This is a genomic window from Serratia sp. Ag1, assembly GCF_000743355.1.
Taxonomy (GTDB): domain Bacteria; phylum Pseudomonadota; class Gammaproteobacteria; order Enterobacterales; family Enterobacteriaceae; genus Chania.
Genome location: NZ_JQEI01000015.1, coordinates 84,452 through 110,744, shown reverse-complemented (window position 1 = coordinate 110,744; position 26,293 = coordinate 84,452). Strand labels below are relative to the sequence as shown.

Genomic DNA, 26,293 nt, shown 5'->3' with positions numbered 1-26,293 from the left:
GGAGATTTTTTGGTACTAAATTTATCTATTACATTAACGACTAATGCATACAGTGTGATTGTACTTCCAGCAACGCAACCGAATACTATTGCTCGTTTTATCTGCCCAAGAGGTATGTAAAAATAACCCTTTGTAATATATATATACAGTGACGCTACAGCACCAAGGAAAAAACACACCAATATGCGAAAAAACATGAATAAATTAAAGTAAATAATCATTTTTTATTTTCCTGTTTATCCGTTTGTATGTCCGTAGCTGTTGGAGGATTTGATGCGTTCTTTATGTGCCCTCCCAAAAACTCAGTTCCGAGAGAGCCTACAGCATCAAATACAAAACCTGGAACGTTATTCTCCACAACAACATGCTCCGTCGTGAAGACTACTGCCGAACTCACTTTTTCCCTGTCCCGTCAGCCAGTTACAACCCCTTTTCGCCAGTGCATTTTGGCGCAGACAACTTTTTGCCCCGACGCGACTTTTACGCCCACGACGCCATTTTCCCCTACCTGTTAAAGAGCAACTACTCACACATCAATGGCATCGGCGCCTGCCAGGTGCGGGGCGGCGAGCCTCCGCAAGCGGATGCCAGGGCACTCGCCAACACACTGGCAGAGAGCTTACGGACTCTCAGGCGGCTCCGGGAACAACAGGCTGATATCTCGGGCTCCGTGCAGCACCCGTTCTATTCTCACTTCAACATCATTAACGCTGAACACGATAAGGTAACGCCCGTAAGCACAACTTCTTATCCTATGGCCCAGCTCTGGCCTCTCACGGTAAACGGCTGGCGATTCACTTATCAGCAGGCATTGCTGATACAACTCCTCGGTAAAGCTCATCGCCCTTAACGGATTATCCTGGGCGATATAGTCGCCGATGGCTTCTATATCATGCTCTGCCAGTGGCGATAAACTCAGCTTCATTCGCTCCGCTCACCTTCTGCCATGCGCCGGTATTTACGCGTCAGTCGGCTGAACACCACTTCTGCATCCTTGCTTTCGCCGCTGTTTATGCCTGCATTGACCGCTTTTTGCAGTGATTCCAGTTTCATCTGTTGTTCACGCTCCTCCAGTGCACGGAGTCCAGCACGGATAACTTCGCTGGTATTGTTGTAGCGTCCGCTTTCTATCTGTTCCCGGATAAACGCCTCGAAGTAGGGGCTCAGGGCCACGCTGGTTGGCATCGTATTTTCTCCATCAGGATTACTATCAGTTAATAACTGTTAGTATTTCAGACTTACTCATTATCATCAACCTGCTCACTCTCCGACTGCTCCGCCGGATGCGTAGAAGCATGAACCGCCTGCAACGCCCGGATACTCACTTGCGTATAGATTTGCGTCGATTCGATACTCGCATGGCCCAGTATCGCCTGTATCCAGCGGATACCGCACCAACAGCGGCAGGCCGAACCCATTGCCGCAACTGACCATCAAGGGACAATGGCTGGAAGCATTGGGGTTTACCCAGGGCCAACCGGCGAGCATTACCGCCGAACACGGCCAACTGATTATCCGCACCACTCCCGCCACAGAAGGGAACGCATGAACACCGAGTCCGGCATTGCCAGTGCTGAACAGCTTGAGGTGACCGCTGCGCCCGGAGTGCTCCGGTTGCAAAAGCGGGAAGGGGAAGTTTTCAGGGCGTAAAAGCAAGAACCCCAGCCGATTGGCTGGGGCTATAATTTCAGTTTAGAAGATCCGTTGATACATTGCCAGTATCGAAGAACTCTTTAAAGATCCTGACAACAAGATCAAAGTCCTTTGTAATTCGATTACCATATCACCGTAACATTACACAACCCCGGCTTAAATGGCCGGGGTTGGTTTTACTTACTCAAGATCAGTGGGAGGTTTTTTTCGGGCTTTATATTCATCAATCTTTGCAAAAATCCAAGAGCCTAGACCGGCAGCAGAACCAGCGATTCCACTCAATACTAAAGTATCAATCAGTTTTTTCCTACCAATAAGGAAATGCCCTTCATGCATGAAAACAATCCCACATTGAATCACTACTCCAAGAATGAAAAAACAAACAAAACAGTAAATAATCCCCCAAATTAATAGAGGGAGCGTTATTTTCTTTTTCATTTTTTCTCATCCTTTTTCTCATCACTGCTTTTATAGTTTTTCATTCCGTTACTAATTACCTCGGACACAAAGGCTCCACCAACGTCACCAACAAAACCAGACGAATTACCAAAAATAGGTTTCAGAGCGATAGGAGCCAACTCTCCAAATCCTCCGCCCAAAAATGCACCAGCTCCAGAACTTAGTTGTGCTCCCACATTTGGCCCATCACTAAATACCGACCCGCCCATTGCTATCCCGGTATTCGCCCAAATGCCCCGCCCAGGAGCAAGACCACCTGTGACAGCTGCACCAATACTACCTTTATAGTCCCAGGTCTTATTTTCATTGCCCGGCTGATTCAGGTCATACCACTGATAGGTGCCATTGGCGATACTGCCTATCGTAGAACCCACTACAACTTTACCCACCGATGCCGCTGGCCCCAGATACCACGCACTGGCAATAAGTACACCATTCACATAACCATCAACGATCACTTTCGAAATATCTTGGTTCAGCTCAGCCACGAATAAGCATAAGCAACCATGTTACATATGTTAATCTCGATAACCAAAGGAAGGTTGAACCGAAGGATAAATCAAATTCGGTCAAAAAAATCTTAATGAAAAAGAATGGTTTCTTATCATCAATGATTCCTTTATAAAAACATCTTCCATATATTGCAAAGAGAAAAAGTGACATACCCCCAGCCAGGTTAGCCATCAAAATTAAATCATTAAACTCCCTTCTATATTCAAAAGCTGCTGCCGCCATATAGCCAAAAAAAAGGAAACTCAATGCAATGTTTGATAAAAAATCATTTTTAAAGAACATGAAATTAAAATAAATAAGTGAATCTCTTCCCACTTTAGGACCATCAAGTCTTCTATATACAAAAATAAAAAAACATGCTCCCCATGACAGTAAAAAAAGCAGCATAAATAATGATGATACATTGAGTATGATATCATTTGAAATCATGATGATATATCTCCTTAGTAGAGTCCCCGTTCAGATCTATTTTTTCATTTTGAGATCCAGTAGAAGAACCAGTTAAACCAATACTTGGTCCAACAGAAAAAGAAAATCCATCTTTCCCCGCAGATACCCCTATAGAGCCAGCGCCAAAGCCAATACTAGTTGAGTAATCACGGTTTATGTCACCAAAAAGCCCTGGCGAGTATGGACCAAAATCAATACCTACTGAAGCTCCGGCCTTAACACCAAATTCTTGCGTATACCCTGTAGAAATAGATAGGTAGTCATTATTAATCTCAGCCCCTCCCTTCAATGCAGGCCCCACACCACCTGAAACCTCGACCTTTACATTAGGTTTGATTTTGTATTCTCTGCCGCCAGAAGGCCCCAAATGGGATGAGTCGATAGCATTTCCTATCTCTTCTGCATTTTTTCCTTTCTGCCCCAAATCTATTGCCAGTGAAGCCTCTTGCTGGACACGTGGCGAAATTAAACCACCGTAGCCCAAATTATTATTTTCGAGCGCGTTCTTACCCGCCTGTGCCCCCGCAACAACATTAGCACTACTATCACCCACCACGCCACCAACCAACCCAGCAGCCAAGGTGCCAAGGTGCCAAGGGCGCTGATAGTCTGCCGTTGTTCTTCCGTCAGATCCTCACGCTTGATACCAGGATACATCTGCTGGGCAATAAACTCACCCATTACTGCACCGCTGGCTCCCGCTAACGCGCTGTTGCCATTAACCGCAGCCGTCACCGCACCCAGTACCGCGTGCGCCATCAGGTTGGCCTCCGTGTTGACACCCCCTTCTCTGCTGGGGTCAAGGGTCAGCTTGTGGATCACTTCCGCCAGATACGGCGCACTGGCTCCCGCCAAGGCTTTCGCCATATCACCACCGGCCAGTCCCTGAATGGCCGCCGTGGCCGCCTGAATACCCTGCTGCAGTGAGCTACCGGTGCCGTATCGCTTCATGGCATTTGGGTTTCACGCAGTTTATCCACGGGCATGCCTATCTTTCGCCGCTTTCAGCCCGTTGATATCCCCCTGCGTCCGCACAATATCTGCCGCCTGGCTGCCGATTTCACCGATGAGCCGTGCTTCTTTCAGCCGGTTTTGCTCTTTTTCTTTGTCGAAGATTCGTTTCAAGAACGGGAACGTTGACAATATAAAACCCAAAGCCCCATCCCACAAACAGGCCCCACTAACATTGCCACTTTGAAGGCTCTTTTGACATCCATGAAAGAAAAAAGAAAATCTCCGCCAATGGCATACCAAGTAAAACTTCTAATGATGAAAAACATGACAGAAGCCATGAAAAAAATAACAAATATCCAAATGATATTTAACAAAAGAAATCTAATAATACTTTTCTTTGAAAACATCATTTTTTCTCCTGGATATTTTTTAGCTGCTCTTGAGTAAAAGCATTTGTTCCCTCTGTTGCAAGAGATGAGCCCACATTACCAACAACACCTGGAACTTTACTGGGCAGCATGTCTTTTGAGATAGTGAACTGCCCTGTAACCTCAGTTTGGTTGCGTAGGATGCACCTCCGCTAACAGCATTCCCCCCCATTGTAGAAACCACACCCCCCGGCCAGTTTTGGCCGGGGATGATTTCGCTTACTTAGGATCTTCGGGGGGGGATTTTTTAGTGCTAAATTTATTTATCACATTAACGACTAACACATACAGTGTAATAGCACTTCCAGCAACACAGCCGAATACTATTGCTCGTTTTACCTGCGATGCAGGAAAATTAAAAGAGCCTTCTTTGAAATAATAAAAAGAAGAAATAGCAAAACCCAGCACTAGAAGCATTAGTACAGAAGAAAAAAAACTGTATAAAAACAATGCAATATATCTATAAATATCCTTGATCATTTCTTACCTTCCGTATCTGATTTTGGTTTGGCTACTTCTTTGATAAATCCTGACGAAAACTCAGAAGCTACTCCTCCCCAATAATCATAAACAACACTAGGAACTTTGTTACTACCCATGATTTTATCAACTACAGTAGGAACATATTTCCCAAAAACTCCCCCCAAGAATGCCCCAGACCCGGAACTAAGTTGCGCTCCCACATTTGGCCCATCACTAAATACCGATCCCCCCATCGCTATCCCGATATTGGCCCCGATTTCCCACCCTGGAGCAAGGCCACCTGTGACAGCCGCACCAATACTGCTCTTATAATCCCAGGTCTTGTTTTCATTACCCGGCTGGTTCAGGTCATACCACTGATAGGTGCCATTGGCGATACTACCTATCGTAGAACCCACTACAACTTTACCCGCCGATGCCGCTGGCCCCAGATACCACGCACCAGCAATCAACACCCCATCCACATAACCATCGACGATCACTTTGGCGATATCTTGCCCTTCCGGCATATCTCCTTTTGCTAATTTATCTAACCCGGCTTGTTTCTGCTCTGGAGACAGGTTGTTATCTTCCGCATATTGATTCCAGGATGTTGCAGCCTGTACATAATCCGCCATGCCTTTACCAAAATCATTGGCATTCAGGTTATTGTTCTCGAGCGAGTTCTTCCCGGCCTGTGCCCCCGCAACAACGTTAGCACTACTATCACCCACCACGCCACCAACCAACCCAGCAGCCAGGGTGCCAAGGGCGCTGATAGTCTGCCGCTGTTCTTCCGTCAAATCCTCACGCTTGATACCAGGGTACATCTGCTGGGCAATGAACTCACCCATTACCGCACCGCTCGCTCCCGCTAACGCGCTATTGCCATTAATGGCTGAGGTCACCGCGCCCAGAACGGCGTGGGCCATCAGGTTGGCTTCGGTATTTACCTTGCCGTTGGCGTCTGTGGTCATGTTATGAATCACTTCCGCCAGATACGGCGCACTTGCTCCCGCCAAGGCTTTAGCCATATCACCGCCTGCAAGCCCCTGAATGGCCGCCGTTGCCGCCTGAATACCCTGCTGTAGTGAGCTGCCAGTGCCATATTGCTTCATGGCATCTTTATAGGCTTGGGTTTCACGCAGTTGCTCAGCTGTCTTGTCCGGGTACTTCTCTTTCGCCGCTTTCAGCCCGTTGATATCCCCCTGCGTCCGCGCAATATCTGCCGCCTGGCTACCGATTTCACCAATAAGCTGTGCTTCTTTCAGCCGGTTCTGCTCCTTTTCCTTGTCGAAGATTTTGTCCAGCCCAGGGTTGGCGTTCTCTACATCACGGCTCAAGTCTGCCACGTCCTGCTTCTGGTTCGCCTGGTCACGGATAGTAATGGTGCCTTCACTCACCGCCGATTGGGTGGTTGAACTGGCGCTACCGCTGCCATTCACCCCGGTCAGCAGGCCGTTGGCCATATTCCCCGCGAATTGCCCACCGATAGGGCCACCGCTGCTGATACCCACGCTCTGGTGCTCAACATCGTACTCGGCCTGGTTCTCGATATTGCTGAATCCCAACGTGCCGGTATCCAGTTTGTTCTTGTCTGCCGTGGCTGTCGAACCGATAACCGCCCCGTTCAATTGGGTATGTTCGCCGACCGTAATGTCGAAACCGCCTTTGCCGGCGAAGACCCCGGTTTGCTCCTGCACTGCATCGTAAGTGGAGTGCATCTTGTCGCGGCTCAGATTGACCGAACCACTGGCAGAACCGAAACCAACACTGCCGCCTGCACTGGCGTTTTGCTGTTTCGAGTCGTAGTTGTCGCTGTCGCGCTCACTGGTGAGCGTCAGATTGCGCCCGACATCCATCGTCACCTTCTCACCGCTCACCTGTGCGCCGGTCAGAGTGGTGTCGCGTCCGCTGGTGATATTGAGGTTGTTACCGGCATTCAACGTGGTCTCGGTATGGGTCAGCATATTGCCACTTTCCGAACCTTTGCCCTTGTTCACGCTGGCATTCAGCGTCAGGCCGTTTTTGCCCTGACCGAAGTTCACGCCCACACCCACCGAGCCGCCATGGTTTTCGTTCTTGCCATCGACAGTTTGGGTGTTCTGGGCTGACAGCAGATTGACGTCCCGCGCCGCATTCAGGTTGATATCCTTCCCGGCCTGCAACTGGCTACCCTGCACGTTGATATCGGTGCCGGTCGAACGGATATTCAGAGTGTTGCCTGCGGTCAGGGTGCTGCCCTGGCTCTGTGATTGCACCGTGGTCTGCTCAGATTTTGACGACTGGCTGCCGTAGGAGAGGTTCAGCCCCACCAGGCTGGTGTTTTCATCCCCGGCGTTGTGCAATTCATTCGCCTGAGCCGCCTGCACCCCGCTCAATGCCGCTTTCATGCCCTGCAAGGCAGCGAGACGCCCGTTGCTCTCCTTGCTGGCCTCGTTGGCGCTGGAGACTGCCGAACTCACCGCACTGCCCACCGTACCGGAGAGCGCCAGCGTCAGGCCGCTTTGCTTCTGCTCCACCACATGCTTCTGGGTGCTTTGGTTTTCTGCGGCAAGGATATTCACTTCCTTGCTGGTCAGGTTGATATCTTTCCCCGCCAGCACATCAGAGCCTTGCACCGTCAGGCTATTACCCGCATTCAACGTGACATTCCCCTGAGTACTGCCCACGGTGCTGCCGACGCTGGTTTGGGATTTGCCATCATCGGTGGTTTTGGTGTCATTGGTGCCGTAGCTGAAGCCGATGCCACCAGTACCAGAGAGGCCGCTTTTCTTCTCCTGCAGCATATGGGTTTCATCGCGCTGCTCGGTCGCCGCCTGCAGGTTCAGGTTGTTACCCGCGGTCAAATTCACATCCTGCGTAGCCGCCACGCTGCTGCCCGTGACGGTTAAATCACGTCCGGCTTGCATGCTCACGCTATCGCCACTCAACTGGCTGCCATTGACGCTCTGCTGGCTGAGGGTGTCCCGCGACTCGGTGGTGGTTTTCGAGAGCATGCCGCTGCTGCCGGTGGCCTTGTAATGCTGGTCCAGTGTAGTGCTGTCGATACCATGCTGAATATTGATATCGTTACCCGCCGCCACACTGAGCTTGTCACCGGCAGAGACGTTGCCTGCGGTGATATTCACATCGTGTCCGGCACCCAGTTGCACGTTACCGGCACCGACGATTTCACTGCCGACCTGCTGGCTGCTGGCTGCTGGCTGCTGGAATGATGCTGCCAGTTGTCGCCCCAGTTGAGGTTGTCTGTGCTGCCAGTGGTGACGGTATTGAGGTTCAGGTCACGCCCCGCCGTGATAGAGGTGCTGCCGCCTTCGCCGCTGTTGACCACCTGCGCCGCCGTCAGATTCACATCGCGCCCGGCCTGCAATGCCAGCGTGCCATCCGGCTGCTGCACATACAGCCCGGCAACGCGGTCTTGTTGATGTTGCCGGTTTCCGTGCCCATATAGCGGTAAGAGCCGGATTCGTAGTTGTTCCAGGATGAGCTGTAATCCACTTTGTTATGGCTGAACCCCAGCAGGCCATAGATGCTGACAAACTCGTTAAAGCGGTAAGCCGGGCCCACGGACAGCGAGTAATATTTGAGATCGACCTTGTTGTCGATAATGTCTCTGGCGAGCAGATAAGAATAATCGTCTTTACCGCTCATGTAGGTGAATGAACCGATGACGCTGACCGGTGAATCCCACTCATAACGGTACTTGAGGTTCACCCCGTTGATATTGTGCAAGTCCTGCACCTTGCTCTGCGCGTAGCCCAGAGAGACCGTGTGCTGATCGGCCTGTGCCAGCGAACTCAAACCCAGAGCAGCGACCAGCGCCGAGGTCATCCATAATGCTTTCATTGTGTCATCCTTTATAGTGAGTCATGCTTGTTTTAACAGCGAGTTACCTCGCCCTAGCCCCGCTGCTCATCGGCAGGCAGGGGATTCGGGCAGAGAAACAGATAAAGGGTTGGCCGCCCGCCAGGCGCAGGCCTGCGCGTGACTGACCTGGTCACCCTTGAAATTCATCACCCGCTGGCCAGTTTCCGCGCCACGGTGATAGATCGCTCGGAAACAGCGATCGGGGAACAGCGTCTCGATGACCAAGCGGCTCATGGCGCGGGTTTCACCAAACGGGGCGATCCAGTCACGGATCCACAGGCGCTCGCCACTGGCCCAATCGGCTTCCTGTACCAGGATGGCCGGTTGTGTGAGATAACGCGCTTCCGCCTCAACGCTCAGCCACATCCAACTGAGAAAAAACAGCGGCTGGGTGCCCCGGCTGACCAGCATGTAGTGCTGGTGTTTGATAATCGGCAGCAATACCGTGGGCAACGCATGCAGCGGGAGATCCCGGTGCTACGGCGAGTGCATCCACAGCCACACGGCGGCCCCGAGCACCTCGGCTTCACTGCGATCCCCACCTAACATCAGCGGGGCATGAACGTCGTAAGCACCTATCTGCATCAAAAATCCCAGTTCAGATTGAAACCCAGCGTGACCGAATCGGTTTTGAAACCATCCGGCTTGGAGAGTGGTATTCCAGCAAACAGGTCGTAGCGAGTTTTGAAGGCGCTGCCGCGCACACCGAGCACGCTACCGGCCAGGTTGGTCCCGGTCAGGTTTTCGGTACCGCGACCGCTGACATGGCCGTAATCGGCTCCCAGATACAGTTCCTGATTGGGAACCGGTGTCGTCCAGGCCAGTTCGTTGCGCACCGTCCAGCCTGCATTGGCATTGAGGGTACGCTCACCATCAAAGCCGCGTACCGTAAAACGGCTGCCGATGGCAAACTGGTCCTGCGGCGTCAGCGGGGTGTTGCTCATCTGGCGCTGATACTGAACGTTGTAACGGAAGGTCTGCTTGCCCAGCGCGAACGGCACATTCAACTGGCTGGAAAGTTGGATAATCTTGCTCAGTGCAGTGGCATCGCCATATGACTCTTCAGGGGCAGGCAGTGCGCCGAACCAGCGGGTGCCACGCTGATAGCTGATACCGGCGTCCAGTGTCGCCTGCTGGATAAAGTGGCGGTGTTGCAGCCCCATGCGCCAACCTGCAGTGCGGCGGCGCTGCACTTCCACTTCGGTGTCATTGATGTAGTTCTTCGCGCCACGCGTCAGGATATCGTAGGTGAAGGTGGTTTTCTGGCTGCCGCTGCGGTGCAGGACGCGGCTCAGTTGCACCGTCAGGTTCTGGCTGTCGCCGCTGTAACGGTAATCGCTATTCAGCCCGGCCACGGTCTGGTGATAGTCGTAGTCGTTGGCGGTGACCGACAGCATCGCGTAGCGGAACGGCACCGAGTAATGGGCGGTGAGGTTCTTACTGCCCTTGTCATTGCCGGGTTGCAGCGCACGGGTGCCGGAGATGTAGAACAGGTCGCTGAGAGACAGCGGATTATCCAGCGAGAAGGTTAATCCGCCCTGGTAACGCCCGGTACTGCTGGTGCCGGAATCGTCCAGCGACGCGCCCAGTCGCCAGATTTTGGCCTGTTGCCAATGCAGCATGATGTCGCTTTCGCCCGGTTTTTCACCCGGAACGATGTCCATCTTGGCTTGCACAGTAGGCAGGCGTTGCAGGTTTTCCAGTCCCTGTTCGATATCGCGCAGATCCAACAGGTTACCCGCGCGCGGCGGGAAAGCGTTGAACAGGCTGACATGCTGGCTGCTGTCAGGCGTCAGTTTCACCTGGCGGATAAAGCCGGGCAGGATATTCAGTTGCAGCGTGCCGCTCTTTAAATCCTGCTGCGGGGCCAGCACGCGGGTGGTGATATAGCCGTGATCCACCAGGCGATTCTGCATAGTGCTCATCAAGAGATTGATGCCCTTGCCGCCCAGACACTGGCCCTGCGCCTGATTGGCGATGCGTTGTAACGGCAACCAGCGCGGCAACGCTTCCTGACCGTTCAGTTCTACGCGATCGATGTTGAAACAGGGTTTTTCCTGCGGGAACATCAGGCGGCCCAACCGCGAAGCCGGGGGCAACAGACGTACATCGGGCGTAGGCGGCAACAACTGTTGCTCCAGAGCTTGCTGGCGTTGTTGCTGCAAGATCATTTGTTCGTTGTTATTGAGGATGTTAGCGGCAAAGGTCAAAGGTGAAACCATCAGAATCGCAGGCACAGCAACAACGCAGACGCGAAAATAATGCGCCCGATGGATAAAACGGGGGGATAACATCAAACAATCCTTGTTGGAAAACGCTTAATACTTGCTTATATAAATTTGCGCGAATATTAACCATGAGGAGAGCGGTTTGCAATGGTTATCCTGACTCAGATCTAGATAAATACGTCTTTATCAACCCTGATGATGAATGTGATATTACCAAATATCGTTATTCCCTCAACGGCATACAGGGAAAACTGCCAAGAAATAAAGGAAGCAAAATCCCGCCCTCAGCAGCAGGATTTTTACACATGCACGCGCAAAAATGACAGGCTCGCCAGGAAAAAAGCGGCAAAAGGCAAAGATGGCGATAAGAAAAAACCCACCTCCAGGGAATATAGGGGCGGTTGTAATTAATCAATGTAGGTAATTATTGCCATTATAATGATTTAACTTTCGCTATTCCGGTGGAGGCGGTGCCGAAATAGTTTCGGGTGGATCACAGGAATCGCATTTGATAGCTAGTGCTATTGAATTTACTTATTTTTATCGTATTTTATTTTGCTCGGTGCCCCCAAATGATTTTGCTTGTGGAAACTGGGGACATTGAAGCTATTTTTTGGTGTCAGTTTTCCACTGTAGCAAACTGGCAATATCCTTTTCCCCTTCAGCTTCTTTTAAGCGGCGCTGCTGCTCAGCAAATTGGATATATTCAGCCTGCGCTTTTTCATCTGCCGTTTTCTTACTGACGGTACCAGCACCTTGTAGAACCTCGCGGTCATTAAATTGCAGGAATTGATCCAGCTTTTCCTGCCAGTCACGCAGGAATACCTGCTGGCGACGCCGGGCCTGATCTTCGGCAAAATCCAGCCACATGTTGACCACACGGTTAAGTTCGCCGACTTCATCCTGATTGAGGTAGTTTTTCGCCACCGTCACATCGCTTTTACGCACCTCTTCGCCTTTATAGCTGCTCAAGCCCATATGAGGCTGGCTGGCATCAGCACGCTGGTGGATCAGTTCGGCAGCAGTATGACCGGTACAGGCAAAATGCAGTTTGTTCTGGATGGTTTGAAAAAACAACGTTGTCTCTTTGAGTGAAGGCTGGTAGTCAGCGGCTAACGCAAAGATCTCCCGAACCCGCAAATAAACCCGCCGCTCGCTAGCGCGGATATCACGGATGCGTTCCAGCATCTCATCGAAATAGTCAGGTACAGCCGATGAACCCACGGGCGGATTTTTCAGCCGTTCATCGTCCATCACGAAACCTTTGATCAGGTATTCCTGGAGCGTTTGAGTTGCCCACTGGCGGAATTGGGTACCTCTAGGTGAACGAACGCGGTAGCCGACAGCAAGAATGACAGGCAGGCTATAGTGAAGCATGTTGCGGCTTACCTGACGGCTCCCTTCTTGTTGAACCTGTAAGTAAGACTTACAGGTTGCGTTTTGCTCAAGTTCGCCTTCTTCGTAGATCGCTTTAATGTGTTGCGTGATGGCTTGGGGAGTCACCTGGTAAAGATTCGCAATAGTCGCTTGGGGCAGCCATAGTGTTTCTTGCTCAAAGCGGCATTCAACACGCACTTCGCCGTCATCGCTGGCAAACATAACAAATTCACCTGCTGGGGATTGGGTTAAGTGCTTACCTGTCATGCCACCTCCGTTTTAATCTGACTTAGCAACGCTGGAATCCGATTAGTATGCCAGAGGTCTGCGTTTAAACTCATTACTTGCTCAGATAAGAGTACACATTTTTTTCATCTTCTTACTTGTAAATGGAGATAACCCATCGGATGTATTACGAAACAAAGGAAGTCCTGCTTAGCGGACGTAGCAAACATCACGGAATGCTAATTACTTACTGACTGTTCATAACAACGAAAAGCGCACTAAAGATTGGCTCGGGGTATCAATATAGCTTACAGTTGCTAATAATAGTTTTTGGCAAGTAATCGGGGAATCACAATGGCACGCCGAATTGAGCTTCGAGGCATAGCCAATGCTCTTAATGAGAGCTTTGTTAGTCGTAACAACGATTTTAGAGGATACTGGACTATTGGTCAGTTAAAATCATTCGCTATTAATAACAGCCTTACCTCAATGGCGTTTTCTCTTACCACATCTAAGCCCGAGACCAGCTTCAACCTACAAAATGATATTGTACGTCACTACGCAGGCAGGCTCGAACATCTGTTAAGAAAGCAACAAATTCCTGACTTTTGGGTAAGTGAGGCTAGCATTACGATCGACTTTAACGTTAATGCTAAACACGCCCAGTCGTATGAATGCTCAACCTCAGGCGAGCCTTTCCAATGTTGTTGTCAGATAATTGATGACACTGATCGCCGTTACTCTTCAATCATTTATGGCCGATGCCAACCACACTCTGCTGTGAAAGAATTAAAATCGACTCGAAAGCTCACGGTGTAAATAATCAGATAAACTTCCGCTCCTCGCTCAAAGCTACCTGCTTATCCCTTACTGTTTAAAAACAGTCTTGCAGTAGGATACTCTTCCTTTTTACGCGTGATCTTTATCTGATTGCGCTTTCCGCTGATTGGATAAGACAAATGGGATATCAACAGGGTTTGTGAGTAATTACTGGAGGAGGATATTCAACCAAGAACAACGACATGTAGAGGGGGCAATGATACCGTGATGCTCCTTAACCCGCCACTATTTCAGGGCAATTAGGTTTGATATTATCAGGGGGCATTGAATCGAAAAACAGGGAGATGTCAGATGATAAAAAAAAGCCGGATTGTCGTTGATTTTTCAATGTCCATGCTTGAGCGCGCTGAAGCAGGCAAACTGATAAAAACATACAAGAAAGAGATTATTAAACCCTACGAATATATTGACTTCATCAAGCGCGCTGCAGGTTATATTTTAATTTTTGCGGCGATGTTTACTATGCTGCAGATGATTATACAGATTATTGATGCCCCACATGGTGACAGTCTGATGGCTCGAACCCGGGTGATAAATATCATTCTGCTGGCGTTGTTTGGGCTATCGCTGGCATTGTTTAATATTCAGGAAAAGCTCTTAATCAAGGCCATGAAAAAAAATGAGGCCGCGGAGCAAACTGATGATGAGATTGCTCAAAGAGTGAAGCTTACCCGGTATTTTGTTGAAAATATCACCAACTCAGCTACTGGACGAGTGTACTGGGAGCATATTAAAACGAGTTACCGAAAAGGTGGTTTTATCTTTATTCACATGCGAAATGATAGCTGTATTGTTATTCCTGAGAGGGTTTTTACTTCCGAGAGCGAGGCCGCTTGTGTTGTAGAATTTATCCATGCGCAGATTGCCCAGAGGAAACAGCAGACCGGGCAAACCCCAGAGAACAGATAAGATAACAGCGCATTAGATGTATTAGCATTAGAGGCTTTTGTGATCAGCAGAACATGGAGATAACTACGTGGCTAGTAGGCTACATTGTCTGCTTCTCGCTCAGGCTTGTGAAAACGTTTTTGATCGCAGAAGCGGCCAAAAACAGAGTTGAGAACTGCGTTCCTACGTAAAATTTGACTCTGCTAACCAGCCGATCGATTTCAGATTTTGCATAGCCTCACGCAATTCAGTTTTGGCTAGGGTTTTCACACAGCCTGCGCTCATAACCGTCATAGGACAGCTATGAGCGAGAAGCAGAAGTACGCAATTATTCTCACCACCGGTGCATTATTAAGATTGCCGAGTGTTAATCAACGAGGAACAGGTCATAAAAAGCTCACCGGCTAAAGCGGTGAGCCTGCTTGCTTATTAACGTATCACACTAACATTTTCCAGTTTCACCAGACTTTCAGGTTTATCACCCACTTGCTGAGCGACCGGGACAAAAACGTTGAGATCTTGCAGCCAAGCTAGTTTGCTACTGCTACCTAGTTGCCCTTCATTAGTTGCATAACACTCAACTAGTAGATATTTCCCACTAAACTCAGGTGCAATCCTATTTGCGTCCCCCTCTCCCGTTACGTCACAGCGCAATGTTGAAGCAGTGACTTTCTTAGCGGAATCAATATTATCCCATTGCGCCTGATATCGTTGACCAGTCACTAATGGGAAACGCAGATCCGTCTGCAACTTGTTGAGTAGTGTGGGACCACTACTGATGGACATGGTGAACTTCAGCTGTAGCTGATTAGCCAGCGTTAAACGTTGCACCGTCCAGATACCATAATCTTCCAGCTTGCGTACATAACCATCCGGTTGTGCATCCAACTGTACTTTGACCCTACCGAGCGCGCTTACTTCGGTATAACGAACCTGTTTAAAGCGCGGAAGCGCCCATGGTTTGATCAATGACTGCGCCTGGCGCTCAATTGCAGCAGAAAGGGGGTATTTATTCAGCCACTGCGGATTATTATTACTCAGATCAGGCATTGATGGCCCCATCAACGTTGATGCTGACTTGTTAGCAGCGGGTACAAAGTGCCCTTCGGCTGTGAACGTTTTTCCTGCTGGTAACTGGCAGAGTTGCTCGAAGCGTTGTGCCATTTGAGTGTTAATTTTGAAGCTACTCTTGCGGCGAACAATATCAGCAGTGATGAGTGAGTCCGTAACACGACCCTCGCTGTCGAAGTTCATTGCAGCGACAGCGTCACCCTGATGGGTTTTACAGTTATATAAGTAGTGCTCAATCTTTAATTCAAGCGGAGCGTCGTAAGGCGGTTCCCAGATGATATCGGCAAAGTCATATCCCATACGTACCGATAAAATGTCGCCAATTCGTTGAATATTATTAACATCGACAAGATCGGTAATGCCGAATTTAGACGTGGCTGATAATCTTTCCCACCGTGCATCTTTTATCGGTAGCTGGCAAACCGTACGGATATCCTCTGCCGTCATCTGCTTATCATCTTGTGCAGGCGCATAACGGAGGTAGCTGTTGCCGTAATAGCGAGCTTTGGTAAATCCCTCCTCATTCAGTAAATCCTTGTACAGAAGTTGTGCCTTACCCTGTTTACAATCAACGGAACGCCATTGCTGAGCTGTTTTTCCGTTATTGAAATTTAACGACACCATGTAATTCACACGATCGTGGAGTCTGGTTACAGACAAGGGGTTAGTGCCACCATCTATCAATGCAGGCTTATCAGCAGCCTGAACGAAAGAAAACGGCAAGAGATACAGAAAAAAAAGCGGGTGCGTTAAAGGGCGTACGCAATACATACATGTTCCTTCATATATTGATTAAGAAATAAAAAGTCTCGGCATCAAGGAATAAATTGTTAGTCTGACTTAATATGCGCCGTATAGATAAACGTAACGTAGGCAATTTTCCTTCTTTCACCTGTTCACGTAATACCCTACCAACCTGACCGTAACCATCAAGAGCTTTGAAATTGAAAACACATCGAATGGCGGAAGACCACAGGAGTCGAACCTGCCCAGGACCGCTGGCGGCCCCAACTGGATTTGAAGTCCAGCCGCCCCACCGGGGACGATGATCTTCCTCTAGAAAACGGAAGCAAGTCGCAGATTATAGCGCGAATCACCGTGGGTGCTAAGCGCGAAATCGTGTTTCCGCGATCCCCTTCTTACACTTTGTCTCAAGACAAAGATTCTCTCTATTTATCTGCTAACTTGATACGGCCCGGGTTATTCACCCGTCCATTGCTGGAGATGCTATGACCAAGAAAGTTGCCGTCCTGCTAAGCGAAGGATTTGAAGAGGCTGAGGCGGTTATTGTGATCGACGTATTGCGTCGTCTGAAGATCGAGGTGGAACTGCTGTCCTGTCAGGATCGGTTGGAACTCCGCAGCTATAACAAGATGCGTATGTTCGCCGATGCTCTGCTGGAACGCCGTATGGATGTTCTTTACGACGCTGTGGTAATCCCTGGTGGGCCGCAGGCGACTGCCAACATGGCGGATAATTCGCTGGCCGTGGAGTTTATCCGCCGTCACGATGATGCCCGCAAGTTGATTTGCCCACTGTGTTCCGCTGCTGCTCGCGTGCTGGCCGTCAACCGGTTGCTGCAAGGGCGCCGTTATGCCAGTTCCGGTGAACTGCACCGTGGCGTGGCAGATGGCACCTATGTGGCTGAAAAAGTGGTTGAAGACGGTAACCTGATCAGCGGTAAAGGGCCGGGGGCTGCGTTTGATTTTGCCTTCACCGTCGGCTATCGCCTCACTGGCGATTATGCCACTACGCAAGAACAGGCTGAGCACATCTATCACGAAAACTGGCAAATGCCACAACAAGCAGTGCCTGCATAAATACTGCTGCTAACTTGGCGCGGCACAGCTAGCGCTTTCTGGCCTGACGCCGGGAGCGAAGACTGTTACCGCGCTTTCTGTTTTAAACGCTCAGCCAGCCTTTATATTCAGCAGAGTAAACGTGTTATCCCTGCCTTATGCATATTGGCGTTCGCAAACTGTCTACCCACCCAGTTCACAGGTCTAAAGGCCTCAATACCCCACCTCACCATAACGATCGCGGTGCTCTTTGGGCGTCATGTCATAGCCCTTCTTAAACACCGAATAAAAATATTGCAGCGACGGGTAGCCGCACATCTGCGAGATCTCGTTGATCGGCAGCGACGTGGCGGTGAGCAGGTTGCGGGCGCGATCGAGTTTTTCTTCGTGGATCACGTTATGGATGGTCTGGCCGGTTTCGTCTTTAAAGCGTTTCTCCAGGTTGGAGCGGGACATGCCGATCGCGTCCAACACCTGTTCTACCTTGATCCCCGTGCAGGCGTGGTGGCGAATGTAGTGCATCGCCTGAATCACCGCCGGGTCGCGCAGCGAGCGGAAGTCCGTCGAGCGGCGCTCGATCACTTTCACTGGCGGCACCAGAATGCGTTGCAAGGGTAACTCGCGCCGATCGAGCAGTTGATGCAACAACTTGGCGGCACGATAGCCCATCTGGCGCGTACCCTGCGCCACCGACGACAACGCGACGCGCGAAAGATAGCGGGTTAACTCTTCGTTATCGATGCCGATCACGCACAGCTTTTCGGGCACCGGGATATCCAGGTGCTCGCACACCTGCAACAAATGGCGCGCCCGCGCGTCGGTCACGGCAATAATCCCGGTCTGCTGCGGCAGCGTTTGCACCCAATCCGCCAGGCGATTTTGTGCGTATTGCCAGTTTTCCGGCGCGGTGGCCATCCCCTGGTACACCACACCCTGATACTGCTCTTCGGCCACCAGTTGGCGGAACGCCTGTTCGCGCTCCTGCGCCCAGCGCTTGCCGCCTTCCACCGGCAGGCCGTAAAACGCAAAACGGTGTAGCCCCTTTTCCTTCAGGTGCATAAACGCCGCTTCCACCAGCGCATAGTTGTCGGTAGCGATGTAATGCACCGGCGGGTAATCCTCTTCGCGGTGATAGGAACCGCCGACGCCGACAATCGGCACCTTGACGTTACATAGCAGTTGTTCAATTTCCCGATCGTCGAAGTCGGCGATCACGCCATCACCCAACCAGTCTTTGATGTTATCGATGCGGCAGCGGAAATCTTCTTCAATAAAGATGTCCCAATCACTCTGCGATGCCTGCAGATACTCGCCCACGCCTTCCACCACCTGGCGGTCGTATACTTTGTTGGCGTTGAACAGCAAGGTAATACGGTAGCGCTTTTCAAACATCGGGATCCTCCTGAATAAAAGTTTCATGGCTGGCAAGATCCCTCACTCCTATCAGGATGGTTACACCCGCCGCTTGGTGGCAGAATCCATCCACACCGCCAGCAGCAAGATGGCACCTTTGACGATGTACTGCCAGAAGGTTGGCACATCCAGCATGCTCATGCCGTTATCCAGCGACGCCATGATAAATGCCCCCATCACCGCCCCCGCTACGCTGCCGACCCCACCCGCCAGGCTGGTGCCGCCAATCACACAGGCGGCGATGGCATCCAGTTCAGCAATGTTCCCCGCCGAAGGCGAACCCGCGCCTAAACGTGAACTGAGGATCAGCCCGGCAATCGCCACCATCAGGCCATTGATGGCAAACACCGCCAGCTTGGTGCGCTCAACGTTCACGCCAGAAAGCCGCGCCGCATCGATATTACCGCCGATGGCATAAATACGGCGGCCAAAGGCGGTGCGCGTCGCCATGAAAATCCCCGCCAGCATCAGTGCGGTGAGAATTAACACTGGCGTCGGCACGCCACGGTAATCATTCAGCAGATAGATGGCACCTAACACCAAAATCGCCAGAATGCTCTGCCGGGTAACATCCCCGCTCGGTGCAGTTACCGGTAAACCCAACTGGGCGCGCCGACTGCGTTGCCGCCACTGCCAGGCCACAAACAGCATCAGGCCAACGGCACCAATACCAAAACCCAGCCCGTTCGGCAGGTAACTTTGGCCAATCTGCGACATGACGCTGCTGGTGGGGGCAACGGTGGTGCCGTTGGTGATGCCGATCAGAATCCCACGAAACGCCAGCATGCCCGCCAGCGTGACGATAAACGAAGGCACTTTGCGATACGCCACCCACCAGCCGTTCCAGGCTCCGAGTAACAGCCCCGCCAACAGCGTAACCACGATGGTCAGCGGCAGCGGCCAGCCGAGCCAGACGTCGAAGATCGCCGCCGCCCCGCCCAGCAAGCCCATCATGGAACCGACAGAAAGATCGATCTCCGCCGAAATAATCACAAACACCATGCCCACCGCCAGAATGCCGGTGATCGCCGTCTGGCGCAGCAGGTTGGAGATATTACGCGCGCTGAGATAAGCCCCTTCGGTGGTAAAGGTAAAGAACAGCATGATGACAACGATCGCTGCCAGCATCACGAACACCTGCAGATTGATGGATTTTAGCCCCGGCAGCGGTTTTTTCTGAACCAATGGCGGCAGGTTTGCTTCAGATTGCGTGCTTTTCAACATGGGTTTCACTCCTCAGTGCCGCTTCCATTACCTGTTCCTGGGTCAGACCACGGTTGATTAAGTCGGCTTTAATGCGCCCCTGATGCATCACCAGCACCCGATCGCTCAGCCCCAGTACTTCCGGCAGTTCGGAAGACACCACAATCACCGCGATCCCTTGCTGCACCAGTTGGTTGATAAGTTTGTAGATTTCATGTTTGGCACCGATATCGATACCGCGTGTCGGTTCATCCAGGATCAGGATTTTCGGGTTCAGCAGCAGGCATTTCGCCAGAATCGCCTTCTGTTGGTTGCCACCGCTCAGGCGGCCAATCGCCAGTTCCGGCGAAGAGGTTTTTACCTTCAATCTTGCTAACGACTGCTGAATGGTCGCCTGTTCCTGCGCGTCGTCCAGCACCGTCAGCGGGCCGCTGAAATCCCCCAACGCCGCCAGCGTCATGTTCGCTCCCACCCCCATCACCGGCACAATGCCGTCGCGCTTGCGATCCTCCGGCACCATGGCAATGCCATACTGCATCGCCTGTCGGCAAGTGGTGATAGTAGCGGGTTGCCCGTCGATGCAGATACTGCCCTGCCAGCGCCCTGGGTAAGCACCAAACAGGCATTGCATGGTTTCGGTGCGGCCCGATCCCACCAGCCCGGCCACGCCGAGGATCTCGCCGCGCCGTAGTTGGAAAGAAACCTCATCCACCCGGCGGATATGCCGGTTGACCGGGTGCCAGGCGGTAAGATTTTCCACCTGCAGGATCACCTCACCGATAGCGTGCTGCTCCTGTGGATACAGCTCGGTCAGTTCACGCCCTACCATCATGGCGATGATGTCGTCCTCACTCATGCCCGCCGCTGGCCGGGTGCCGATGTGCTTCCCATCGCGGATCACGCAGATCAGATCCGAGATCGCTTTCACCTCGTTCAACTTGTGCGAAATATAGATGCAGGCAATGCCGTGATCGCGCAGATCGGCGATGATCGCCAGCAAGGTGGCGGTTTCGCTTTCCGTCAGCGAAGCGGTGGGTTCATCCAGCACCAGCAGGCGCACCTGCTTGTTTAACGCTTTGGCGATCTCCACCAACTGCTGCTGGCCCAGCCCCAGTTCACCAACGCGGGTATTGGGGTCCACCGCCAGTTTGACCTGCGCCAGCATGCGCTGGCAGCGCAGGTACATATTGTCGTAATCCATCAGCCCACAGCGGCCCCACTCGTTGCCGAGAAACATGTTCTCCTGCACCGTCATCTGTTTCACCAGCGCCAGTTCCTGGTGAATAATGGCAATGCCTTTCTGTTCAGTGTCGCGAATGGTTTTGGCCGTAATAAGATCGCCAGAAAAATAAATCTCCCCCTGATAACTGCCGTGCGGATATATTCCACACAGCACTTTCATCAGCGTGGATTTCCCTGAACCATTTTCACCGCACAAGGATAATACCTGCCCTGCATCCAATTGCAGGCTGACATTATCCACGGCTTTCACTGCGCCGAATTGTTTAGTGATATTTCTCATTTCTAACAGGCAGGGCATTATTCCCTCCACATAACGTCGCGAGAATTAATTAAGATCGGATTTCTTATGGAAGCCATCGGCAATAATGGTGCTGTCGATATTCGATTTATCCACCTGAACCGGGGTTAATAACCAGGCAGCCACTTCTTTGCTGCCGTTATTTAATTTGGCATTGGATTTGGGTTGTTCACCTTTGCCCAGTTGCACCGCAATATCTGCCGCTTCATCGGCCAGCTTGCTGATCGGTTTATACACCGTCATGGTTTGGGTGCCCGCCACAATGCGTTTCACCGCCGCTAAGTCGGCATCCTGGCCGGAGATCGCCACTTTGCCCGCCAAGCCTTGTGCCGCCAGTGCCTGGATCGCCCCACCTGCGGTGGCATCGTTGGAAGCGACGACCGCGTCGATCTGGTTGTTATTGGCCGTCAGAGCGTTTTCCATAATCTTCAGCGCGTTTTCTGGCAGCCAACCATCGGCCCACTGATCGCCCACCACCTTAATCTTGCCGCTGCTGATTAAGGGTTGCAGCACGGTCATCTGCCCTTTGCGGAACAGCTTGGCGTTGTTATCCACCGGTGAGCCACCCATCAGGAAGTAATTGCCCTGCGGCACCCGTTGCACCAGGCTTTGCGCCTGCATTTCACCCACTTTTTCGTTATCGAACGAGATATAGAAATCAATATCGGCGTTATTGATCATGCGATCATAAGCCAGCACCTTAATGCCTTCACGTTTCGCTTCGCTGATTACATTGCTCAGCACCTGGCCGTTGTAAGGGATAATCACCAGCACATCGACGCCGCGATTGATCATATTTTCAATCTGCGCCATCTGGGTTTCTTCATTGCCGTTGGCAGACTGCACAAACACGTTTGCCCCCAGCGATTCAGCTTTTTTAACAAAGATATCGCGATCTTTCTGCCAGCGCTCTAAACGCAAGTCGTCGATCGCCATACCGATTTTAATTTCTTTACTGAACCCTGATTGGCTGGCCAGCAGCAAAAGAGCGCAGGCGGAGAGGAGAATAGGCTTGATCATCATCTTATAACCCTTTTTCAGTTTATACTCGTCATACGTCGAGTAAAGTACGTGGGAAATATTAATCACGAAACGTCCAGCCGATTGTTGACACTTATTTTTCATTCGGCAATTACAGATTTTTACCAGCGAATTACGATTTTTGGTTTAATGTTAATTTTATGATAGCGATCATGTTTTATCGCTGTTCCGCCGATAACGCTGAATTAAACGCCAATATGAGATCCCACGCACATTTAATAATTCTGTGAATTTAAGTGTGAAATAACGTAATTGAGCCTGACTCACTGAACTCCGAAGATAAATGCACCAACCTTGTTATTCAGGAGTTCACTAATGCAATCCTATTTTGATCAGCTTGAGCAGGTTCGCTACGAAGGCACCAGCAGTAATAATCCGCTGGCCTTCCGCCATTACAACCCCGATGAAATCATTCTTGGCAAACGGATGGCCGAGCATCTACGCTTTGCCGCCTGCTACTGGCATACCTTCTGCTGGAACGGCGCAGACATGTTCGGCGTGGGCGCGTTCGATCGCCCATGGCAGCAGCCGGGTGATGCGCTGGCGCTCGCCAGGAGCAAAGCCGACGTGGCCTTTGAGTTTTTCCACAAGCTGAATGTGCCCTATTACTGCTTCCACGACATCGACGTGGCGCCAGAAGGCACAACGCTGAAAGAGTACCTGCACAATTTTGCCGCCATGACCGAAGTACTGGCCGAGAAACAGCAAAGCAGCGGCGTGAAGCTGCTGTGGGGCACCGCCAACTGTTTCACCAATCCGCGCTATGCCGCCGGGGCCGCTACCAATCCGAACCCGGAAGTGTTCAGTTGGGCCGCCACCCAGGTGTTCACCGCCATGAATGCCACCCATCAATTGGGCGGTGAAAACTACGTGCTGTGGGGCGGGCGCGAAGGGTATGAAACCCTGCTGAATACCGATCTGCGCCAGGAGCGCGAGCAGATTGGCCGCTTTATGCAAATGGTGGTGGAGCACAAGCACAAAATCGGTTTCCAGGGCACATTGCTGATCGAACCTAAGCCGCAGGAACCCACCAAGCATCAGTATGACTACGATGTTGCCACCGTGTACGGCTTCCTCAAGCAGTTCGGGCTGGAAAAAGAGATCAAGGTGAATATCGAAGCCAACCACGCTACGCTGGCCGGGCATTCGTTCCATCATGAAATCGCCACCGCCATTGCGCTGGGCATTTTCGGCTCGGTCGACGCCAACCGTGGCGATCCGCAACTGGGCTGGGATACCGATCAGTTCCCGAACAGCGTGGAAGAGAACGCACTGGTGATGTTCGAGATCCTCAAAGCAGGCGGTTTCACTACCGGAGGCCTGAACTTTGACGCCAAAGTGCGCCGCCAGAGCACCGATAAATATGACCTGTTCTACGGCCATATCGGCGCGATGGATACCATGGCGTTGGCGCTGAAAGTGGCGGCGCGCATGATCGAGGATGGCAAGCTGCATCAGCAGGTCGCCAAGCGCTACGCCGGGTGGAACAGTGAACTGGGCCAGCAAATTTTGCAGGGGAAACTGTCGCTCGAAGCGCTGGCGCAGTACGCTGAGCACCAGATTCTGGCCCCGCAACATGCGAGCGGGCATCAGGAGCAATTGGAAAATCTGGTTAACCGTTATCTGTTTGGTTAATGCCTGTTGCTTGTTTAGAGAAGGCGGAACATCGGTGAATCTCCCTCACCCCGGCCTTCTCCCTCCGTTGGGACGATACGACATTTTAAAGGAACTGCACCCATGTACATCGGTATCGATCTTGGCACTTCCGGCGTAAAGGTCATCCTGCTCGGCGAACAGGGCCAACTGCTCGCCAGCCAAAGTGAACCTCTGCCCATCTCACGCCCGCACCCGTTGTGGTCTGAACAAGCGCCGCAAGACTGGTGGCAGGCCACCGATCGCGCCATGCTGGCGTTGGCCAAACAGCATGACCTGCTAGCGGTTAAAGCCATCGGCCTGACCGGCCAGATGCATGGCGCAACGCTACTGGATAAGCAACAGCGGGTACTGCGCCCGGCAATCTTATGGAATGATGGCCGCAGTTTTGCGCAGTGCCAAGAATTAGAACACGCCGTGCCTGAGGCGCGGGAAATTACCGGCAACCTGATGATGCCCGGCTTTACCGCCCCCAAACTGCTGTGGCTGCAACAGCATGAACCGCAGGTTTTCCGCCAGATCGACAAAGTGTTACTGCCAAAAGATTATCTGCGCTGGTGCATCACGGGCGAATTTGCCAGCGATATGTCCGATGCGGCGGGCACGATGTGGCTGAACGTGGCACAGCGCGATTGGAACGACGCGATGCTCGCCGCCTGCGGGCTAACGCGCGATCAGATGCCTGCGCTGTTTGAAGGCAATCAGATCACCGGCCAGGTACATGCCGAATTAGCCAAACGCTGGGGCATCACCCCTGTGCCGGTGATCGCCGGTGGCGGCGACAACGCCGCCGGAGCCATTGGCGTGGGCTTGTATCAGGCCGGGCAAGCGATGCTGTCGCTCGGCACTTCCGGCGTGTATTTCGCGGTCAGCGACGGGTTTCTCAGCAACCCGACTAGCGCGGTGCACAGCTTCTGCCATGCATTGCCGCACACCTGGCACCTGATGTCAGTGATGCTCAGTGCCGCATCCTGTTTAGACTGGGCTTGTCAGTTAACCAACGTCGACAGCGTTGCCACCCTGCTGCGCAATGTCGAGCAGGCTGAGCCCGCAGAAACCCCGCTGTGGTTCCTGCCTTATCTTTCTGGCGAACGTACCCCGCACAATAATCCGAATGCCAAAGGCGCTTTCTGGGGCTTTACCCATCAGCATGGGCCGAACGATCTGGCACGCGCGGTGTTGGAAGGCGTCGGTTTCGCGCTGGCGGACGGCATGGATGTGCTGCACGCCAGCGGCTTGCAACCTTCTGCCATCCAGTTGATTGGCGGTGGGGCTCGCAGCCCGTTCTGGCGACAGATGCTGGCAGATATCAGCGGCCAGCGGCTGGAATACCGCACTGGCGGTGATGTCGGCCCGGCGCTGGGGGCTGCGCGTTTAGCGCAGATTGCACTGAACCCTGGGCAGCCGTTGAGCGATTTGCTGCCAGCCTTGCCGCTGGAGCAGCTACACGAACCGGATGCTGGGCGGCATCAGCAATACGCCGAACGGCGCAGTACCTTCCGCGAACTGTATCGCTGCCTGCGGCCACTGATGTGATTGCTCCGTTAATACCCAACCGAGAGGATGTTGGCAAGTTCACTAAAAAGACTGGTTAACAGGTCATTTCGCTACTACAATAAGACCTGTTAATCAGTCTTTTGAGTAGGTAATAAACATGGCCAACATTATTTTGAGCGATACCAGCGCCAGCATCAGTGAACTGAAAAAAAATCCGATGGCGACGGTCGGGGCTGGAGCGGGCTTTCCGGTAGCGATTCTTAATCGCAACCAACCAGCATTTTACTGCGTACCGGCAGAACTGTATGAACAGATGCTCGACGCGCTAGACGATCATGAGCTGGCTAAACTGGTCAATGAACGTCGGGATCAGGCACTGATTGAGGTCGATCTGGACGAATTTCTATGACATATCAGATTAAGTTCCGTGAATCAGCGTTGAAAGAATGGAACAAGCTGGATAAGTCGGTACAGCAGCAGTTTGCCAAAAAACTGAAGAAGTGCTGCGAAAATCCTCACATTCCCACCGCCAAATTACGCGGTATGGCTAACTGCTATAAAATAAAACTGCGCGCCTCAGGATTCAGGCTGGTTTATGAAGTCATTGATCGCTGTCTGGTGATTGCCGTTGTCGCCGTCGGGAAAAGGGAACGGAGCGAGGTTTATCAGCTCGCCAGCGAACGATTAAGATAAGAGTACTCCGCTCGTCCCCTAATGATGACCGTTTTT

Annotated in this window: 24 protein-coding genes, 1 tRNA gene and 4 pseudogenes; 8 read left to right on the top strand and 21 right to left on the bottom strand. The window is 51.8% G+C overall.

Annotated features, from left to right (window positions below):
* Positions 1-619: 619 nt before the first annotated feature.
* The 3 genes and pseudogenes from IV04_RS09695 to IV04_RS09685 all read right to left on the bottom strand — a co-directional run.
* Positions 620-925 carry a type II toxin-antitoxin system RelE/ParE family toxin gene (locus IV04_RS09695; protein ID WP_037401090.1) on the bottom strand — a complete coding sequence of 102 codons (306 nt, stop codon included), beginning with the start codon at positions 923-925 and terminating at the stop codon, positions 620-622.
* Positions 922-1,185 (bottom strand): type II toxin-antitoxin system ParD family antitoxin, encoded by a 264-nt coding sequence (locus IV04_RS09690; RefSeq protein WP_037401093.1) that lies wholly within the window; start codon positions 1,183-1,185, stop codon positions 922-924. Before IV04_RS09690 ends, IV04_RS09695 begins: the two co-directional genes overlap by 4 nt.
* Positions 1,186-1,238: 53 nt before the next feature.
* Positions 1,239-1,388, bottom strand: a pseudogene (locus IV04_RS09685) (recombinase XerD); the annotation flags it as partial.
* Positions 1,389-1,417: 29 nt separating this feature from the next.
* On the opposite strand from IV04_RS09685, the gene IV04_RS27095 reads away from it, so the two are divergent.
* Positions 1,418-1,549: a SymE family type I addiction module toxin gene (locus tag IV04_RS27095; RefSeq protein WP_369794896.1), complete on the top strand. Its 132-nt coding sequence runs from the start codon at positions 1,418-1,420 to the stop codon at positions 1,547-1,549.
* Between the two features lie 284 nt (positions 1,550-1,833).
* Here the strand turns inward: IV04_RS27095 and IV04_RS09675 are convergent, their stop codons facing one another.
* The 12 genes and pseudogenes from IV04_RS09675 to IV04_RS09620 all read right to left on the bottom strand — a co-directional run bounded on the left by IV04_RS09675 (position 1,834) and on the right by IV04_RS09620 (position 12,661).
* Positions 1,834-2,091 carry a hypothetical protein gene (locus IV04_RS09675; protein WP_037401102.1) on the bottom strand — a complete coding sequence of 86 codons (258 nt, stop codon included), beginning with the start codon at positions 2,089-2,091 and terminating at the stop codon, positions 1,834-1,836.
* A complete protein-coding gene (locus IV04_RS09670; RefSeq protein WP_051916745.1) occupies positions 2,088-2,600 on the bottom strand; it encodes a hypothetical protein in 513 nt (170 codons plus the stop codon). Before IV04_RS09670 ends, IV04_RS09675 begins: the two co-directional genes overlap by 4 nt.
* Positions 2,593-3,054: a hypothetical protein gene (locus IV04_RS09665; protein WP_037401105.1), complete on the bottom strand. Its 462-nt coding sequence runs from the start codon at positions 3,052-3,054 to the stop codon at positions 2,593-2,595. The genes IV04_RS09670 and IV04_RS09665 overlap by 8 nt, the downstream gene beginning before the upstream one ends.
* Positions 3,041-4,200 (bottom strand): annotated as a pseudogene (locus tag IV04_RS27065) (polymorphic toxin type 25 domain-containing protein); the annotation flags it as partial. The gene IV04_RS09665 and the pseudogene IV04_RS27065, both read right to left, overlap by 14 nt.
* The gene (locus tag IV04_RS26745; protein WP_051962343.1) at positions 4,197-4,439 is read right to left on the bottom strand and encodes a hypothetical protein; all 243 of its coding nucleotides are present in this window, start codon (positions 4,437-4,439) and stop codon (positions 4,197-4,199) included. The pseudogene IV04_RS27065 and the gene IV04_RS26745, both read right to left, overlap by 4 nt.
* A gap of 237 nt (positions 4,440-4,676) precedes the next feature.
* On the bottom strand, positions 4,677-4,937 hold the full coding sequence (locus IV04_RS09645; RefSeq protein WP_037401111.1) for a hypothetical protein: 261 nt from the start codon (positions 4,935-4,937) through the stop codon (positions 4,677-4,679).
* A pseudogene (locus IV04_RS09640) lies at positions 4,934-8,104 on the bottom strand (hemagglutinin repeat-containing protein); the annotation flags it as partial. The gene IV04_RS09645 and the pseudogene IV04_RS09640, both read right to left, overlap by 4 nt.
* The gene (locus tag IV04_RS26740; protein ID WP_231566287.1) at positions 8,047-8,319 is read right to left on the bottom strand and encodes a hypothetical protein; all 273 of its coding nucleotides are present in this window, start codon (positions 8,317-8,319) and stop codon (positions 8,047-8,049) included. The gene IV04_RS26740 and the pseudogene IV04_RS09640, both read right to left, overlap by 58 nt.
* Positions 8,271-8,768, bottom strand: coding sequence for an Ail/Lom family outer membrane beta-barrel protein (locus IV04_RS09635; RefSeq protein ID WP_072010861.1), 498 nt, complete (start codon positions 8,766-8,768; stop codon positions 8,271-8,273). Before IV04_RS09635 ends, IV04_RS26740 begins: the two co-directional genes overlap by 49 nt.
* A gap of 66 nt (positions 8,769-8,834) precedes the next feature.
* Positions 8,835-9,374: pseudogene (locus tag IV04_RS09630) on the bottom strand (toxin-activating lysine-acyltransferase).
* Positions 9,374-11,083, bottom strand: a complete 1,710-nt coding sequence (locus IV04_RS09625; protein ID WP_081893193.1) for a ShlB/FhaC/HecB family hemolysin secretion/activation protein — start codon at positions 11,081-11,083, stop codon at positions 9,374-9,376. The pseudogene IV04_RS09630 and the gene IV04_RS09625 overlap by 1 nt, the downstream one beginning before the upstream one ends.
* 540 nt (positions 11,084-11,623) lie before the next feature.
* The gene (locus tag IV04_RS09620; protein ID WP_037401114.1) at positions 11,624-12,661 is read right to left on the bottom strand and encodes a virulence RhuM family protein; all 1,038 of its coding nucleotides are present in this window, start codon (positions 12,659-12,661) and stop codon (positions 11,624-11,626) included.
* A gap of 312 nt (positions 12,662-12,973) precedes the next feature.
* Between IV04_RS09620 and IV04_RS26060 the strand changes: the two genes are divergently transcribed.
* Both IV04_RS26060 and IV04_RS09610 read left to right on the top strand, forming a co-directional pair.
* On the top strand, positions 12,974-13,438 hold the full coding sequence (locus tag IV04_RS26060; protein ID WP_152562854.1) for a hypothetical protein: 465 nt from the start codon (positions 12,974-12,976) through the stop codon (positions 13,436-13,438).
* A gap of 312 nt (positions 13,439-13,750) precedes the next feature.
* Positions 13,751-14,368, top strand: a complete 618-nt coding sequence (locus IV04_RS09610) for a YcxB family protein (protein WP_231566288.1) — start codon at positions 13,751-13,753, stop codon at positions 14,366-14,368.
* Between the two features lie 408 nt (positions 14,369-14,776).
* Here IV04_RS09610 and IV04_RS09605 read toward each other — a convergent pair whose 3' ends face one another.
* Both IV04_RS09605 and IV04_RS26055 read right to left on the bottom strand, forming a co-directional pair.
* A complete protein-coding gene (locus IV04_RS09605; protein WP_037401117.1) occupies positions 14,777-16,189 on the bottom strand; it encodes a hypothetical protein in 1,413 nt (470 codons plus the stop codon).
* Positions 16,190-16,378: 189 nt separating this feature from the next.
* Positions 16,379-16,473, bottom strand: a tRNA-Sec gene (locus IV04_RS26055).
* A gap of 174 nt (positions 16,474-16,647) precedes the next feature.
* On the opposite strand from IV04_RS26055, the gene IV04_RS09600 reads away from it, so the two are divergent.
* Positions 16,648-17,238 carry a DJ-1/PfpI family protein gene (locus IV04_RS09600; protein ID WP_037401121.1) on the top strand — a complete coding sequence of 197 codons (591 nt, stop codon included), beginning with the start codon at positions 16,648-16,650 and terminating at the stop codon, positions 17,236-17,238.
* A 192-nt stretch (positions 17,239-17,430) separates the two neighbouring features.
* On the opposite strand, the gene xylR is transcribed toward IV04_RS09600, so the two are convergent.
* The 4 genes from xylR to xylF are packed head-to-tail and all read right to left on the bottom strand — an operon-like array spanning position 17,431 to position 22,396.
* Positions 17,431-18,609 (bottom strand): D-xylose utilization transcriptional activator XylR, encoded by a 1,179-nt coding sequence (gene xylR / locus IV04_RS09595; RefSeq protein WP_037401123.1) that lies wholly within the window; start codon positions 18,607-18,609, stop codon positions 17,431-17,433.
* Between the two features lie 60 nt (positions 18,610-18,669).
* A complete protein-coding gene (gene xylH, locus IV04_RS09590; RefSeq protein WP_037401126.1) occupies positions 18,670-19,854 on the bottom strand; it encodes a xylose ABC transporter permease XylH in 1,185 nt (394 codons plus the stop codon).
* Positions 19,832-21,373, bottom strand: coding sequence for a xylose ABC transporter ATP-binding protein (locus tag IV04_RS09585; RefSeq protein ID WP_037401129.1), 1,542 nt, complete (start codon positions 21,371-21,373; stop codon positions 19,832-19,834). The genes xylH and IV04_RS09585 overlap by 23 nt, the downstream gene beginning before the upstream one ends.
* A gap of 27 nt (positions 21,374-21,400) precedes the next feature.
* Positions 21,401-22,396, bottom strand: a complete 996-nt coding sequence (gene xylF / locus IV04_RS09580) for a D-xylose ABC transporter substrate-binding protein (protein WP_037401131.1) — start codon at positions 22,394-22,396, stop codon at positions 21,401-21,403.
* Positions 22,397-22,729: 333 nt separating this feature from the next.
* Here xylF and xylA point away from each other — a divergent pair, with 333 nt between their 5' ends.
* From xylA to IV04_RS09560, 4 genes are all read left to right on the top strand, one after another.
* Complete coding sequence (gene xylA, locus IV04_RS09575; RefSeq protein WP_037401133.1) at positions 22,730-24,049, top strand: xylose isomerase; 1,320 nt, start codon at positions 22,730-22,732, stop codon at positions 24,047-24,049.
* A gap of 102 nt (positions 24,050-24,151) precedes the next feature.
* Positions 24,152-25,603, top strand: a complete 1,452-nt coding sequence (xylB, locus tag IV04_RS09570) for a xylulokinase (protein WP_037401135.1) — start codon at positions 24,152-24,154, stop codon at positions 25,601-25,603.
* Between the two features lie 118 nt (positions 25,604-25,721).
* Positions 25,722-25,973, top strand: coding sequence for a type II toxin-antitoxin system Phd/YefM family antitoxin (locus IV04_RS09565; protein ID WP_037401138.1), 252 nt, complete (start codon positions 25,722-25,724; stop codon positions 25,971-25,973).
* Entirely contained in the window at positions 25,970-26,257 is a 288-nt protein-coding gene (locus IV04_RS09560; RefSeq protein ID WP_037401141.1) for a type II toxin-antitoxin system RelE/ParE family toxin, read from the top strand. Before IV04_RS09565 ends, IV04_RS09560 begins: the two co-directional genes overlap by 4 nt.
* The last annotated feature ends 36 nt before the right edge of the window (positions 26,258-26,293 follow it).

What these genes read in the sequence shown, in the direction of transcription:
- IV04_RS09695 (WP_037401090.1), bottom strand. Translation starts at nt 925, where the DNA reads ATGAAGCTGAGTTTATCGCCACTGGCAGAGCATGATATAGAAGCCATC.
- IV04_RS09690 (WP_037401093.1), bottom strand. Translation starts at nt 1,185, where the DNA reads ATGCCAACCAGCGTGGCCCTGAGCCCCTACTTCGAGGCGTTTATCCGG.
- IV04_RS09675 (WP_037401102.1), bottom strand. Translation starts at nt 2,091, where the DNA reads ATGAAAAAGAAAATAACGCTCCCTCTATTAATTTGGGGGATTATTTAC.
- IV04_RS09665 (WP_037401105.1), bottom strand. Translation starts at nt 3,054, where the DNA reads ATGATTTCAAATGATATCATACTCAATGTATCATCATTATTTATGCTG.
- IV04_RS26745 (WP_051962343.1), bottom strand. Translation starts at nt 4,439, where the DNA reads ATGATGTTTTCAAAGAAAAGTATTATTAGATTTCTTTTGTTAAATATC.
- IV04_RS09645 (WP_037401111.1), bottom strand. Translation starts at nt 4,937, where the DNA reads ATGATCAAGGATATTTATAGATATATTGCATTGTTTTTATACAGTTTT.
- IV04_RS09635 (WP_072010861.1), bottom strand. Translation starts at nt 8,768, where the DNA reads ATGAAAGCATTATGGATGACCTCGGCGCTGGTCGCTGCTCTGGGTTTG.
- IV04_RS09625 (WP_081893193.1), bottom strand. Translation starts at nt 11,083, where the DNA reads ATGTTATCCCCCCGTTTTATCCATCGGGCGCATTATTTTCGCGTCTGC.
- IV04_RS09620 (WP_037401114.1), bottom strand. Translation starts at nt 12,661, where the DNA reads ATGACAGGTAAGCACTTAACCCAATCCCCAGCAGGTGAATTTGTTATG.
- IV04_RS26060 (WP_152562854.1), top strand. Translation starts at nt 12,974, where the DNA reads ATGGCACGCCGAATTGAGCTTCGAGGCATAGCCAATGCTCTTAATGAG.
- IV04_RS09610 (WP_231566288.1), top strand. Translation starts at nt 13,751, where the DNA reads ATGATAAAAAAAAGCCGGATTGTCGTTGATTTTTCAATGTCCATGCTT.
- IV04_RS09605 (WP_037401117.1), bottom strand. Translation starts at nt 16,189, where the DNA reads ATGTATTGCGTACGCCCTTTAACGCACCCGCTTTTTTTTCTGTATCTC.
- IV04_RS09600 (WP_037401121.1), top strand. Translation starts at nt 16,648, where the DNA reads ATGACCAAGAAAGTTGCCGTCCTGCTAAGCGAAGGATTTGAAGAGGCT.
- xylR (WP_037401123.1), bottom strand. Translation starts at nt 18,609, where the DNA reads ATGTTTGAAAAGCGCTACCGTATTACCTTGCTGTTCAACGCCAACAAA.
- xylH (WP_037401126.1), bottom strand. Translation starts at nt 19,854, where the DNA reads ATGTTGAAAAGCACGCAATCTGAAGCAAACCTGCCGCCATTGGTTCAG.
- IV04_RS09585 (WP_037401129.1), bottom strand. Translation starts at nt 21,373, where the DNA reads ATGCCCTGCCTGTTAGAAATGAGAAATATCACTAAACAATTCGGCGCA.
- xylF (WP_037401131.1), bottom strand. Translation starts at nt 22,396, where the DNA reads ATGATGATCAAGCCTATTCTCCTCTCCGCCTGCGCTCTTTTGCTGCTG.
- xylA (WP_037401133.1), top strand. Translation starts at nt 22,730, where the DNA reads ATGCAATCCTATTTTGATCAGCTTGAGCAGGTTCGCTACGAAGGCACC.
- xylB (WP_037401135.1), top strand. Translation starts at nt 24,152, where the DNA reads ATGTACATCGGTATCGATCTTGGCACTTCCGGCGTAAAGGTCATCCTG.
- IV04_RS09565 (WP_037401138.1), top strand. Translation starts at nt 25,722, where the DNA reads ATGGCCAACATTATTTTGAGCGATACCAGCGCCAGCATCAGTGAACTG.
- IV04_RS09560 (WP_037401141.1), top strand. Translation starts at nt 25,970, where the DNA reads ATGACATATCAGATTAAGTTCCGTGAATCAGCGTTGAAAGAATGGAAC.